14 protein-coding genes are annotated in these 12,835 nt (G+C 63.8%); 10 read left to right on the forward strand and 4 right to left on the reverse strand.

The window, feature by feature from the left end; genetic code table 11:
• Positions 1 to 89 precede the first annotated feature (89 nt).
• From AC3ANX_RS18395 to AC3ANX_RS18430, 8 genes are all read left to right on the forward strand, one after another.
• On the forward strand, positions 90 to 2,219 hold the full coding sequence (locus AC3ANX_RS18395) for a galactocerebrosidase (RefSeq protein ID WP_488334669.1): 2,130 nt from the start codon (positions 90 to 92) through the stop codon (positions 2,217 to 2,219).
• Between the two features lie 103 nt (positions 2,220 to 2,322).
• Positions 2,323 to 3,663 (forward strand): glycoside hydrolase family 28 protein, encoded by a 1,341-nt coding sequence (locus tag AC3ANX_RS18400; RefSeq protein ID WP_488334670.1) that lies wholly within the window; start codon positions 2,323 to 2,325, stop codon positions 3,661 to 3,663.
• Between the two features lie 38 nt (positions 3,664 to 3,701).
• Complete coding sequence (locus AC3ANX_RS18405; protein ID WP_488334671.1) at positions 3,702 to 5,318, forward strand: family 43 glycosylhydrolase; 1,617 nt, start codon at positions 3,702 to 3,704, stop codon at positions 5,316 to 5,318.
• A gap of 111 nt (positions 5,319 to 5,429) precedes the next feature.
• Positions 5,430 to 6,560: a hypothetical protein gene (locus AC3ANX_RS18410; protein WP_488334672.1), complete on the forward strand. Its 1,131-nt coding sequence runs from the start codon at positions 5,430 to 5,432 to the stop codon at positions 6,558 to 6,560.
• Positions 6,561 to 6,568: 8 nt separating this feature from the next.
• Positions 6,569 to 7,147: a carbohydrate-binding protein gene (locus tag AC3ANX_RS18415; RefSeq protein WP_488334673.1), complete on the forward strand. Its 579-nt coding sequence runs from the start codon at positions 6,569 to 6,571 to the stop codon at positions 7,145 to 7,147.
• A gap of 94 nt (positions 7,148 to 7,241) precedes the next feature.
• Positions 7,242 to 7,403, forward strand: a complete 162-nt coding sequence (locus AC3ANX_RS18420) for a hypothetical protein (RefSeq protein ID WP_488334674.1) — start codon at positions 7,242 to 7,244, stop codon at positions 7,401 to 7,403.
• Entirely contained in the window at positions 7,400 to 8,146 is a 747-nt protein-coding gene (locus AC3ANX_RS18425) for a hypothetical protein (RefSeq protein WP_488334675.1), read from the forward strand. Before AC3ANX_RS18420 ends, AC3ANX_RS18425 begins: the two co-directional genes overlap by 4 nt.
• A 96-nt stretch (positions 8,147 to 8,242) precedes the next feature.
• Positions 8,243 to 8,530: a glycine zipper 2TM domain-containing protein gene (locus AC3ANX_RS18430; protein ID WP_488334676.1), complete on the forward strand. Its 288-nt coding sequence runs from the start codon at positions 8,243 to 8,245 to the stop codon at positions 8,528 to 8,530.
• 173 nt (positions 8,531 to 8,703) lie between these two features.
• On the opposite strand, the gene AC3ANX_RS18435 is transcribed toward AC3ANX_RS18430, so the two are convergent.
• From AC3ANX_RS18435 to AC3ANX_RS18445, 3 genes are read right to left on the reverse strand one after another with little or no spacing between them, the layout of a single operon-like run.
• Positions 8,704 to 9,171, reverse strand: coding sequence for a flagellar protein FlgN (locus AC3ANX_RS18435; protein WP_488334677.1), 468 nt, complete (start codon positions 9,169 to 9,171; stop codon positions 8,704 to 8,706).
• On the reverse strand, positions 9,168 to 9,467 hold the full coding sequence (locus AC3ANX_RS18440) for a rod-binding protein (protein WP_488334678.1): 300 nt from the start codon (positions 9,465 to 9,467) through the stop codon (positions 9,168 to 9,170). The genes AC3ANX_RS18435 and AC3ANX_RS18440 overlap by 4 nt, the downstream gene beginning before the upstream one ends.
• On the reverse strand, positions 9,467 to 10,552 hold the full coding sequence (locus tag AC3ANX_RS18445) for a flagellar basal body P-ring protein FlgI (RefSeq protein WP_488334679.1): 1,086 nt from the start codon (positions 10,550 to 10,552) through the stop codon (positions 9,467 to 9,469). The genes AC3ANX_RS18440 and AC3ANX_RS18445 overlap by 1 nt, the downstream gene beginning before the upstream one ends.
• A gap of 112 nt (positions 10,553 to 10,664) precedes the next feature.
• Here AC3ANX_RS18445 and AC3ANX_RS18450 point away from each other — a divergent pair, with 112 nt between their 5' ends.
• Together AC3ANX_RS18450 and AC3ANX_RS18455 are read left to right on the forward strand one after the other, a co-directional pair.
• Positions 10,665 to 11,084: a flagellar assembly protein FliX gene (locus tag AC3ANX_RS18450; protein WP_488334680.1), complete on the forward strand. Its 420-nt coding sequence runs from the start codon at positions 10,665 to 10,667 to the stop codon at positions 11,082 to 11,084.
• Between the two features lie 149 nt (positions 11,085 to 11,233).
• The gene (locus tag AC3ANX_RS18455) at positions 11,234 to 11,596 is read left to right on the forward strand and encodes a hypothetical protein (RefSeq protein WP_488334681.1); all 363 of its coding nucleotides are present in this window, start codon (positions 11,234 to 11,236) and stop codon (positions 11,594 to 11,596) included.
• A 6-nt stretch (positions 11,597 to 11,602) separates the two neighbouring features.
• Here AC3ANX_RS18455 and flhB read toward each other — a convergent pair whose 3' ends face one another.
• Positions 11,603 to 12,655: a flagellar biosynthesis protein FlhB gene (flhB, locus tag AC3ANX_RS18460; protein WP_488334682.1), complete on the reverse strand. Its 1,053-nt coding sequence runs from the start codon at positions 12,653 to 12,655 to the stop codon at positions 11,603 to 11,605.
• Between the last annotated feature and the right edge of the window lie 180 nt (positions 12,656 to 12,835).

Below are 12,835 nucleotides of genomic sequence, written 5' to 3' on the forward strand. Positions count from 1 at the left end.
ATCAATCAGATCGTCGCTGAGGGGAGCATATGACCGATAGAACAATACGAGCGAAGCTTAACTGTCTCCTCACCTCAAGCATCGCGCCAATGCTGATTTGCGGCGTCCCTCCGGTTCAAGCCGCCTCTCCGGTGCAAGTGCCGATCTCGAGTGTGACACTCGACGGGCGCGCCGGTGGCAAGCGTTTCGACGGCATCGGCATCGTCGATGGCGGCGGCGCCACCTCCGTGCTGCTGAAGGATTATCCTGATCCACAACGCAGCCAGATCATGGATCTTGTCTTCAAACCCAAGTTCGGCGCCTCGGTCAGTGCATTGTACGTCGAGATTCCCGGCGATGGGAATTCCACGCAAGGCTCGATGCCGAGCCACATGCACACGCGCGACGACTTAAACTATTCGCGTGGCCAGACGTGGTGGGTCATGACGCAGGCGCGCAAGCGCAACCCGCACCTCACGCTGGACGGAACCGCGTGGAGCGCGCCTGGCTGGATCGGCGACACCGGTCAGCATTTTGCCCGTGTCGGCACCGACGGCGACGCCGCGTTCTTTTCGCAGGATACGGCCGATTATTACGTGACTTGGTTGAAAGGTCTGCGTGACGTTTACGGGCTCGACATGGACGCGCTTGGCATTCGCAATGAGAAAGGCGTGAGCTACGGCTTTGCTAAAGCGCTCCGCAAGACACTCGACGACAATGACTTTGGCAAGATCAAGCTGCACGGTTTCGACAACTGGCCGCCGGCGTGGAGCTTCGACTTCGTGAAAGACATGCGGAGTGACGCTGAGTTGCGCAACGCGCTCGATATCGTCAGCGCGCATGCGCTGCCGTCTCCCGCCGTGCAGCAAAGCATTGCGCAGATGAACAAGCCGTACTGGTTCTCGGAAAGTCATGTGTATCTGGCTGGGTACGACGGGCTCATCACGACAGTGAAAGCCTTCAACGACGCGTACATCGATCATGGCGCGACCAAGATCGTGCAGTGGTACGGCATCGCCGGGCTCTACGAGATGCAGCCGTATTCCGGTGAGAAAGAAGCGATCCTGCGCGCCAATTGGCCATGGAGCGGCCGGTACGTAGTGAATCAAAAGCTCTGGGCGTTCGCGCATTACGGGCAGTTCAGTGCGGCGGGCTGGACCTATCTCGACCATGGCAGCGGCAAGCTGGCGGGCGGTGGCAGCTATGTGACCCTGAAGTCGCCGGGCCGCGATTACAGCGTCATCATCGAAACCAAGGGCGCTACAGCACCCCAAAGCTTCAGGCTGAACATTTCCGATCTTTCCGAGAAAGCGCTCGCGGTGTGGCGGAGCACCGAGGCGGAGCAGTTCATGCACCAGCCCGATCTCGCCCCGAAGGACGGGTCCGTCGTGATCGACCTGCAACCGAACGCGGTCTATTCGCTGACCACGACGCGCGGCCAGCGGAAGGGCAGCTTCGATGCCGTACCGGCTCAGCGCGACTTCCCCTTCCCGTATCGCGAGACGTTCGACTCCTATGGAGCGGCCGCGCGCTGGGGATATTTGCCGCGCTATTTCGTCGACATCTACGGTGCCTTCGAATTGACACCGTGCCCCGGTCGCGCGGGCGGATGTCTCCGGCAGGCGGCACCAGTACGCCCGATCTCCTGGGCACCCGACTGGCAACCCTACACGATCATCGGCGATCGCGCGTGGCGCGATTATGACGTGCAGGCGGACGTGTATCTGAACCCACTAGACGAAGCCGGGATCATGGGCCGGGTGACGAACGTCGGTTCCGGATACGGCTTCATTCCGCGCGGCTATTATCTGCGTCTGTCGCCGTCGGGCCACATTGCGTTGACGGTGGTGCGCGGCAAGATCGACAAGAAGGCGGCGGTCGGCGATGCCGAGCAGCAGGCGCTGATCCGCGCCAGTACAGATGTCGGCGAAGGCGGCGAAAAGGTGATCGCCACCGCCGAGGTGGCCGGCATCACGGCCAAGACCTGGCACACGCTGAAGCTGCGCTTCGCCGGCACCGACATCACGGGGTTTGTCGACGGCAAGCCGGTGGTGACGGCGCATGACAGCCTGTATTCCAGCGGCATGGCCGGCCTGATCGCCGGCCTCAATGGCCGAACGATGAGCACGCCGTTCTTCGACGATCTCGTCGTGACCAGGGTGGGCGGCGTCGTACCGACGCAAACAACACCTGCTGCAGGTACAAGCCCGATCTATCCGACCCGGAAGCCTAAAGGATGAGCTGGCGATCCTGCGTTTCCGGCCATCACGAAATCGACAGAACAGGGACAGCGAGATGACGATTGATAGACGGCAGTTCGTACAGGCTGGCGCGGCACTCCCCTTGCTGCTGCGCGCGGTGCCCGCACGCGCTGCCGGCCTGAAGCAGGAGAGCGTTCACGTCGATGCCCCGTTCGCGATGCCGCCGATCCGCGTCCCCGTTTTCGCTGCCGCACCCATCTTTTCGATCGTCGATCATGGCGCCTCGCCGGAGCGGCAGGCCGAAACGACAGCGGCAATCGCACGCGCGATCGCTGCTGCAAATGCGGCGGGCGGCGGCACGGTGCTGGTGCCCGCCGGAACATGGAAAACCGGCGCCATCCACTTGCGCAGCAACGTAAACCTGCATCTTGCGGAAGGCGCCACCCTGCTCTTCTCCTCGCAACCGGCCGACTACCTGCCGCCGGTGCGCACGAGTTGGGAGGGCATCGAATGCCTGAACTACTCGCCGCTGATATACGCTTATGGCTGCGAGAACATCGCAATCACCGGCGCCGGCCGTATCGAGGCGACCATGGGCGTCTGGCAGATCTGGTCCGCCAGGCCGAAACCGCACATGGACGGGCTGATCGCGCTCTATAAGATGTCGCGTGCCGGCTGTCCGGTCGAACAGCGCGACATGACCGCCGGCACAGTGAATTTGCGGCCACACTTCATCCAAATCAATCGGTGCCGCAATGTCCTGATCAAGGGCATTTCGATCCGCAACAGCCCGTTTTGGACGGTCCACCTCTACCTCTCCCGCGACATCGTCGTGCGTGGGCTCGACATCATGGCGCGCGGCCATAACAACGACGGCATCGACCCCGAAATGAGCCAGAACGTCTTGATCGAGCAATGCCAGTTCAATCAGGGCGACGATGCGATCTCGGTTAAATCCGGCCGTGAGTATGACGGGTGGCGGCTCGCTACTCCCGCGCGCAACATCGTCGTGCGCGATTGCACGGTGAAGAACGGTCACCAACTAATGGCAATCGGCAGCGAGCTTTCCGGTGGGGTCGAAAACGTGTTCGTCGACCGATGCCAATTCGCGCGCGGCGCGGTCGCGACGCCGGTGAACAACCTGCTCTACATTAAAACCAATGAGCGACGCGGAGGCTTCGTTCGCAACATCCACATGAGCAACGTGAGGGCGACGCAGCTCGCCGGCGGCGTGCTGAACGTGGAGACTGACGTGCTGTATCAGTGGCGCGACCTGCTGCCGACCTACGAGCGCCGCCTGACGCCGATCGAGGGATTGCACGTCACCAACGTGCGCGTCGATCAGGGCAAGTTCCTTTGCAGCATCACGGCAGAGAAGGCGATGCCGGTGCGGCATGTCACGATGCACAACATCAAGGTTGATCATGTGCTGGGCACGCCGGTGACGACCGTCAATGCTTGGGACGTCAAGCTCGACTTCTGAAGCCTCGCAACGACGCCCGAGAGGCACCCGGAGAGACCATGACCACGACACGGCGGGACGCACTGAAGTCGGTTACTCTTGGCACGCTCGCGTTAAGCAGCGCCGACGCATTCGCCGCCACGACACCGGCCGAAGCCACCGGCGGTGCTCCAGATTGGTCTCGCGGCATCGAAGGGCAACGCAAAGCCGATCTCGGCACCAGGTTCCTCAATCCGATCATGCCCGGCGACCACCCCGACCCGTCGATCCTGAAGGATGGCTCAGACTATTACATGACGTTCTCGTCGTTCGAAGCGTATCCCGGTCTGCTCATCTGGCACTCGCGCGATCTCGTGAACTGGCAGCCGCTGACGACCGCGCTCAAGACCAACATCGGTTCGGTATGGGCACCGGAACTGTGCAAACATGATGGCCGCTACTTCCTCTACATCCCGACACGAAAGACATCCGCGCCGGGGTCGAGGACGACGAACTGGGTGATCTGGGCGGACGATATCACGGGACCGTGGTCGGAGCCCGCAGACCTCGACCTGCCCGACCATATCGATCCCGGCCATATCGTCGGAGAGGACGGCTCGCGCTGGCTGTTCCTGTCCAACGGCGATCGCGTCCGACTTTCCGCCGATGGCCTGACGCGAATTGGCAAGCCAGAGCATGTCTATGATGGTTGGGAATTCCCCAAGACCTGGGACGTTGAAGGCTTCTCGCCAGAAGGCCCGAAGATCACGCAACATGGTGTGTGGTTCTACATGATTCTGGCGGAAGGCGGGACGGCTGGGCCGCCGACAGGCCACATGGTGGTGGCAGCGCGCGCGCGCTCGATCCATGGGCCGTGGGAAAACCACCCCCGCAATCCTTTGTTGCGAACGACCGACCGCGACCAGAAGTGGTGGTCGCGCGGCCATGCGACACTGGTTGAGGGCCCGGCCGGAGACTGGTGGGCGGTGCTTCACGGTTATGAGAACGGCTTTTACACGCTTGGCCGCCAGACGTTGCTCGCTCCCATCCGTTGGACCGAGGATGGCTGGCTGGAGTTTAGCGGCGGCGATCTCTCACAACCCGTGCAAAAGCCTCGCGGCGGCACCGCCGTCCAGCACGGCATGGCGCTGTCGGACGACTTCTCGGGCAACAAGTACGGCATGCAATGGAGCTTTTTCAATCCCGGTCCGGACGAAGAAAAGCGTTTCGTCCGGCAGAACGGCGTCCTGCACTTGCAGGCACGTGGGGACTTTCCGTCATCGTCCTCGCCGCTGTTGTTCGCAGTTGGAGATCACGCGTACGAATTCCAGTGCGAGATCGACACCGACCCGGATGCCAGGGGCGGACTACTGCTTTTCTACGATGCCAAACTGTACTGTGGGCTCACCGTTGATAGTGACACATTCCTGCTGCACAAATACGGGGTCGAGCACAGCCGGTCTGCCAATCCGATCGGGCGCCGCATGTACATGCGGCTTCGCAACGATCGCCATGTGGTGAGTTTTCATACCTCCACCGATGGCGTGCATTGGGAGCGCTTTGTCCGCGGCGTCGAAGTCTCGGGGTATCATCATAATGTTCGCGGCGGGTTCCTTGCGCTCAAGGCCGGGCTGTACGCCGCTGGTCGGGGAGAAGTGCGTTTCCGGGACGTGAAGTTTCGTACGTACGCGGTCTAAGAGGATTGACGATGACCGATCGCAGGCACGCGGCCTCCCGATACAAATGCTTCAGCCAGTCTGCCGCCGCCTGATTTTGACGAGCCTTTCTGTTCATTTGGGAATTTACCCGTGTCACGACGCAACCAGTTCATTATCTATTCTGCCGCGCTCGCGATCGCGTCGGCAGCATCCGCACAGACGCACGACGCGCGGGTGATCTCCTGGGTCGATACCAGTTTGAAGGACTCGCAAAAACACATGCTGCGGGTTGACGGCAAGCCGTTCTACGCGACGAACATCCAAGTCCGGCTCGATAAGCTGCGCTATGGTTGGGGTTTCGATCGTGCCGCCCGCGAAGCTGTCATCGCACGCGCGGCGGCTGACGGCTTCAACACGGTTTCTCTGCCGATCCAGTGGTCGGAGATCGAACCGAGAAAGGATGTGTTCGACTGGTCGATACTCGACGAAAATCTAACACTCGCCGCTAAATATCACCTCAAGGTCGAACTGCTCTGGTTCGGCGCCAACAGTGTAGGTGGCGTCGGCCGCCTGCAAGGCCGTCGGATGCGCACGCCGGATTATGTGCTCGCGCTGCCAGCTGATGGTTCAACCAAGACGACCAGCGACTATACGATCCGTCGCGACATCGGCGACTTCACGCTCGACCTGAACGATCGGCGGCTGCGCGCACGCGAGACGTTCGTCGTCGGTCAGGTGATGCAGCACATCGCCGGGTGGGACGCCGCGACCGGAGCGCGGCACGTCGTGATCGGCGTCCAGATAGGCAACGAGGTTCGCGGACAGGAGAACACCAAGATGTTCTCCCCGGACGAGATCGTATCCTATCTGAGCGCGGTCGCTGGGGCGGTGAAGACATCGCCCTATGTCGTCTACACCCGCATGAATTGCGTTTACATGGAGCTGTACGCGAACATCGAAGCCAATCAGCGACTCCGCGCTGCGGCTGGCACCAACCTGGATTTTTGGGCCTCGACACCTATCGACGACACTTCGATACCGTCGCGCAGTACCTCGCGACCTTCCCAACGTACCTACCCTACGCGCGCGACAACTACCGGATGTTCATGGAGGTCGGCGCCGAGCAACCAACCGCAACATCGGCGCAGCTTGGTGCGCTGTACGGCAACAGTGCTTTTGATTATTACGATATGCTCGGTCCGGACGGGCAGGAGCTTTACGACCGCGACGGAAAGACGGGATTCAAGCCGCATGGGCCTTATATCAAGGATGTGCGCCTGACGAACCGCATGATCAACAGTGCGATGTCGGATGTGGCCCGTAACGCCCAGGGATATGGCCTGTTCGTCCACAACTGGATGGCAAATTCCCGGGCATCGAGCGAAGGAGTAGAAGGAATCCTGTTTACGCCGACGACGGTCAATTCGCAGGCGATCAGCATCGTTCGGTCCCCCACGGAGATCGTACTTGCCACCACACGGGGCGGAACTTTCACCTACCCGGACACGCTGCATGTTACATCGGCCTCCCGGGGGCATTTCGACGCGCAAGATAGCTGGGTTGATCAAGGCAAGATGGATGTCGTGCATTCGGCGACCACCCTTCCGGCAGGAACGACCGTCCGCCTGCTCCGCGAAAGCGCCAGTGAACCCCGCACCTCTACGTGGCAGGCCGAGTCCGCCACGATCGGTCGAGGCGCCGTCGTGAATAGCGAGCACAGCGGGTTCGCCGGCAATGGCTATGTCGAACTGCGCTATCCGCGCGCCTTCGTGGAATGGCGCGAGGTGAGTGTCGGATCCAGCGGACCCCGGACCCTGATGGTGACGTCCGTCAGCCTACACCGACAAACAGCACTCAACGACGAGTAATGCCGGTGCCGTCAACCTGCCAAAGTAGTGCTAAGCGCCCCGCGCATTGCAAGCAGTGCGCGGCGCTCCTATAATCGGCGGGTTGGAGGATCGCATGCGCGTCAACACCACCCAGTCGATCAAGACCGCCAATAGCGTATATGCCCGCTTCGGCAGTTGGCAGGCGGCGAAGGACTCGTCCAGCTTCGAGGACGGCAAATATATCGTCCGCAGCGCCTCGGCTGATCGCGGCGAGGATACGCCCGGCACCAAGTGAGTTTCAGCTACACCCTGTTCCTGGCGCTGCTGCTGCTCGCACCGGGACTGGGCGTGTGGGCTGGCCTGCGCGCCGGCGAGCGATCCGAACTGATCGCACAGGCGCCCGAGAAGCCGGGCTCGACCTTTTCGCTGATCGTCATCGTGTTCGGCGCGCTGGCCGGGCACATCATCCTGTCCGCCGTCTATGCGCTGCAATCGGGCTATTGCGCGCTCACCGCGCGGTGCGTGCGGCTTGGGTTCGATCCCAACATCTACCGCGTCATCCTCACCGGCGGGCACGCGGGCGGCACACCGCCGGACGCGGCGTTCCTGTGCTGGTTCGTCTCGTTGCTCGCGCCCGCGCTGATCGTCGGCATGCTTGCATGGTGGGGGAGCAACTGGCGCCGGGTGCGCGACATGCGCGAGGCGGCGACCTTCGGCTGGCTCAAGCGCTGGGTGGATCTCGCCCGCCCCTCCAACAGCTTCATCATCGCCTATGTCGTCACCACGCTCGAACATGACGGCGCGAGCGTCGCCTATGAGGGCATCGTCGAGACGATCGCGCTCGACGACAACAAGGCGATCGCGATGCTGGTGCTGAGCCGGTGCGACCGCTTTCTGGTGCGGATCGGGCCCGACCGCGTCGAGCGGATCAACAGCGAGCATGTGCCGATCCCGCTCATCCAGCTGGAGGCGAAGACCTTCGTCAACGTCGCGCTGGAGGTGTTCGAGGACAGCGACACCGTACCGGTCGAGGGCTGAGCGACACGCGAATGCGACGAAACGGCTGAACAAATCGGCGCTCGTGCGTTGTGTAGCCGTCCGGCCCGCCGTCGGGCCGTGTTTCGGGAGTTTCACATGAAGAAGATCATCGGGTTCGCCATGCTCGCCACCGTCGCCACACTGCCCACCGTGGCGCAGGCCGACCGTCACCACAGCCGCCACGATCGCGTCTATCGTCAGGATTGCAAGCGCAGCAGCGGCACCACCGGCACGATCGCGGGCGGTGCTGGCGGCGCGCTCGCCGGCCATGCACTGGGCGGCGGCACGCTCGGCACGGTCGCGGGCGGTGTCGGCGGCGCGCTGCTCGGCCGTCACCTCGACAAGAAGCACGACGCCGCGCAGAACCGCCGCAACGGCTGCTGATCGTCGCGAGGGGATCGCAGGGGCGCTCACAGTGGCGGTCCCTCGACTACGCTCGGGACGAACGGATGGTCGGGGCACTTGTCCCCTCCACAGCCGTTCGTGTCGAGCGTAGTCGAGACACCTGCGCTACGACGCGTCCCGCGACGTCGCTTCGGACAAAGGCGAGGGTTGCGTTACAGCCGGCAGTTGATCGACAGCGGCGCATTCGCCTCGCGTAGCGACACATGGCCCAGCGCGCTGTACGCTTCGGAACGGCGGCCGGTCTGACGCTGCATCTCCACGCCGACCGCGGCCATCATCTCGCTGGTCAGCGCGATCTGGCGGCCGAGCACCTCGGCATTCACCGCCGCCGCATCGCGCAAGTGGCCGACCCGTGCCATCAACATCGTGCGGTCGGTCTGCGCAAGCAGCTCGATCCAGCCGGGCGACTGGCGGAACAGATGCGCGGTGCTGCCCTCCAGCATATCGACCAGCCGCGTCTTGGCGGCGGCAAGCTCGGCGATGCCGGGGCAGCGGCCGTGCAGCGCGAGATTGTCGCTCTCCTCCTCCATCACGCCGGTCAGCGAATCGATCGTGTCGATCAACGCGTCGAACTGCGCTTCGGTGATGACCGGCACGGCCGGGACGGTGGCTGTCTTCACGACTGCGATCCTTGCTGGAGTTTGATGATCTGATCCATCACATGCGGGGCGAGGCCGACCCCGCCGACCTTGGCCATCTGCTTGCCGAGCTTCTCGGCGAGCACGCCCTTGAACATCTCCTCGCCGTGGCCGCCGCCGAACTGTTCGTCGGTCTCGACATTCTCGAGCATCAACTGCGTGATCTGGCCTAGGAACACCGATTCGAACTCCTGCGCGCTGTCCTTCGCCTTCTTTGTGGCGGCGAGCTGTTGCGCGGTGGGTACGGGCGCCGCTGGCGTGGGGGCGATTGGGTCCATCACTGCACCTCGATTTCGGCCTGGAGCGCGCCTGCGGTCTTGAGCGCCTGAAGGATGGTGATGAGGTCGCGCGGCGACACGCCGAGCGCGTTCAATCCGCCGACCAGCGACTTGAGCGACGCGCCTTCAAGCATCGCCAGCGACTTGCCGTTGCCATCGTCGACGTTGATCTGCGTGCGCGGCAGCACCTGCGTCGTTCCGCCCGACAGCGGCGCAGGCTGCGAGGCGACCGCATTCTCCGCCACGCTGATGGTGAGCCCGCCTTGCGCGATCGCGACCGGGCTGACGCGCACATCGGCGTTCATCACCACCGTGCCCGCCGCTTCGTTGACGACGACGCGCGCCGGCTGGTCGACATCGACCGGCAGATTCTCGACCTGCGTGACGAGATCGACCACCCCGCCGGGCGCGCCCGGTTTGGGGGTGAGCTGCACGGTCGCGGGATCGAGCATCTGCGCGGTGCCCGGGAATTGCTTGTTGATGACATCCGCGACGCGCTGGGCGGTGGTGAAATCGGGGTTGCGCAGCGCGAGCTTCAGCGTGGCGGCGGAGCGCAGTTCATACGGCACCTCGCGCTCGATGATGGCGCCACCGGCGATCCGCGCCGAGGTCGAGACGCCACGGCTGATGTTCGCCGCCGCGCCCTGCGCCTTGAACCCCGACACCGCGACCTGCCCCTGCGCGACCGCATAGGTATTGCCGTCGAGCCCGCGCAGCGACGTCGCGATCAGCGTGCCGCCCTGAAGGCTGGTTGCGTCGCCGAGCGCCGCCACCGTCACGTCGAGCGCCGAACCGCTGCGCGAAAACGCCGGCATCGTCGCCGTGATCGAGACGGCGGCGACGTTCTGCGTCTTCATCTGCGCTTGGCGGATGTTGACGCCCATGCGTTCGAGCATCGCCTGCATCGATTCCTCGGTGAAGGGCGAGTTGCGCATCTTGTCGCCCGTGCCGGCGAGGCCAACGACGAGGCCGTAGCCGATCAACTGGTTGGGGCGGACATTCTCGAAATCGACGATGTCCTTGATGCGCGATCCCGCGAAAGCCGGCGACGCGGCGAGCGCGGCCACCGCGGCGAGACCTCCCATAAGTGTACGCAGATACGTCACAGCCATCCTTCGCGCGTGATCGGCGCACGCAGCGCCTTCATCTTTCTTATAGGATGATTGGGTAGAGCATGGGCGCGAACGGGAGGTTTCGGTGCGGATCGACGGTTTGAACGCGATATTGCCAAGGTTGCTGGTACAGGCGGTCGGCCGCCCCGCGCCCGCGATGGCGTCGCTGAACGACCGCACGCCCCCGCCCGACACCGCGCTCCAGCCCAACGCACTCGCCAACCCGGCGATCGGATCGGTGCAAATGCTCGTCGCGATGAGCGCCGCGACGCCGGCGGAGGAACGCCGCCGCCGCGTGGTGCAACGCGCGACGCGCGGCCTCGACGCGCTGGCCGCGCTCGATGCCGCGACGATGGTCGACGCCCCGCGTGAAGCGGTGGTGGAGACGCTGGCGGACTGGTCGCGCGAGTTGCACGAGGCAGGCGACCCGCACCTCGACGCGCTGGTGGCGGAGATCGAGCTGCGCGTGCAGGTGGAACTGGCGAAGTTCGACCGGGAGGTTTGAACCGGATACTTTCGCTGATCCCGTTTGCTATCGTCTCGGCAAAATCGCAGAATGAGGTCATTCAACAGCGACTAGGTTGCGCCATGCTCACGTCACCCTCTGTATGCGCGGTGGTAAGCAAGCTGGCGGCGACCGCGTTGGCTGTGGTCATGGCGTCGCCCGCCGCATCTATGCCGCAGTCGTTCAGGGTCGCCACCGTCGCCGTTTCGCACGACGGGCAATGGCATGCCGACCCCTACGGCCAGCAGACGCCTGCGCAATGCCGGCGCTTCCGGCTGACGCGTACTGCTGCCCTGCGCTGGTTCGCAAAAGCGCGCGAAATCACCCAGCGCGAATGGCTGAAGCAACTCGACTGGACGCAATGTTCGGCGGACGGAACGCTGCGCACCGCCGACGGGCGCACCTATCGCTGGGAACTCGACCAGAGCGGACGCGGGCGCGTGATCGTATCACCGGCAGCGTCGGTCTATCTTGCCGGACGCATCATCCCCTTCGCGACATCGGATCGATGATGCCCGCTACCCCTTCTTCCCCAGCTTCATCACGAAGCTGACGATCTCCGCCACCGCCGTATAATGTTCCGGCTTGATCGGGTGGTCGATCTCCACCGTCGCGTACAGCGCGCGCGCCAGCGGCGGGCTCTCCACGATTGGCACGCCGGCCTTGGTCGCAACTTCGCGGATGTTGAGCGCGACCGCGTCGACGCCCTTCGCCACCACCACCGGTGCTGCCATCGCGCCGTGGTCGTATTGCAGCGCGACCGCATAGTGCGTCGGGTTGACCACGATCACGCTCGCCTCCGGCACCTTGGCCATCATGCGTTGTCTTGATCGTTGCATCTGGATCTGGCGGATCTTGCCCTTGATCTTGGGGTCGCCCTCGCTCTGCTTGTGCTCGTCCTTGATCTCCTGAAGCGACATCATCATCCGCTTCATGAAGCTGCGCCGCTGGTAGAGGTAATCCGCGGCCGCGATCACCACCACAAGCAGCGCGGCGGCCTTGACCATCGCCAGCACCAGCCCGGTCGCCGCCGCGCCGATCGCGGCAGCGGGCGCGCCGACCAACGTGTCGAGCCCGGCGAGGCGCGGCCACACCATCCAGCCGACCACGACGATCACCAGCACCAGCTTGGCGAAGGTCTTGGCGAATTCGACCAGCGCGCGCATCCCGAACAGGCGCTTGGCCCCGGCCATCGGCGACAATTTGTCCCATTTGATCTTGAGCCGGTCGGTGGCGAGGCGTGGGCGACCGCTCGAGAACATCGTCAGCAGCGCGAAGGCGAACAGCACCGCCAGCATCGGCAGCACGGTCATCGCCGCCTGCGCCATCAGTGCCGACGCAAGGTGCTGCGCGCTGGCGGGCGTGATCGCGATATCCTCGCTATGCCCCCACAGGCCCGACAGCAGCACGCCGAGCCGCGATACGGTCCACGTCCCCAGCATCAGCAGCACCGCAAGCGCGCCGACGAACATCACCGCATGGCGCGCCTCGGCGGCGGTGACGACATCACCCTTCTTGCGGGCATCGTCGAGCTTCTTGTCTGTTGGTAAGTGTGTCTTGTCGTCGGACATCAGGGCGTGCCCTCGTACCCGGTAGCCGTCGTGACGGAGCCGATTATGGCGTCAGGCAAGGAGCAAGGAGGGAGCGATGTCTTGCGCATCGTGACCGACGCGCGACGCAGCATGGCGGCAAAAGCGGCCCGCCCCGAAGGGGGCGCCCGTAGGGCGATCATGACGGCTGCCGGGTGCGAG

The organism is Sphingomonas sp. BRN-1R, from assembly GCF_057748035.1.

Excerpts from the sequence above, each read along its gene's own strand:
- AC3ANX_RS18395 (WP_488334669.1), top strand. The coding sequence starts at position 90 with ATGCTGATTTGCGGCGTCCCTCCGGTTCAAGCCGCCTCTCCGGTGCAA.
- AC3ANX_RS18405 (WP_488334671.1), top strand. The coding sequence starts at position 3,702 with ATGACCACGACACGGCGGGACGCACTGAAGTCGGTTACTCTTGGCACG.
- AC3ANX_RS18415 (WP_488334673.1), top strand. The coding sequence starts at position 6,569 with ATGATCAACAGTGCGATGTCGGATGTGGCCCGTAACGCCCAGGGATAT.
- AC3ANX_RS18420 (WP_488334674.1), top strand. The coding sequence starts at position 7,242 with ATGCGCGTCAACACCACCCAGTCGATCAAGACCGCCAATAGCGTATAT.
- AC3ANX_RS18430 (WP_488334676.1), top strand. The coding sequence starts at position 8,243 with ATGAAGAAGATCATCGGGTTCGCCATGCTCGCCACCGTCGCCACACTG.
- AC3ANX_RS18440 (WP_488334678.1), bottom strand. The coding sequence starts at position 9,467 with ATGGACCCAATCGCCCCCACGCCAGCGGCGCCCGTACCCACCGCGCAA.
- AC3ANX_RS18445 (WP_488334679.1), bottom strand. The coding sequence starts at position 10,552 with ATGGGAGGTCTCGCCGCGGTGGCCGCGCTCGCCGCGTCGCCGGCTTTC.
- AC3ANX_RS18455 (WP_488334681.1), top strand. The coding sequence starts at position 11,234 with ATGGCGTCGCCCGCCGCATCTATGCCGCAGTCGTTCAGGGTCGCCACC.
- flhB (WP_488334682.1), bottom strand. The coding sequence starts at position 12,655 with ATGTCCGACGACAAGACACACTTACCAACAGACAAGAAGCTCGACGAT.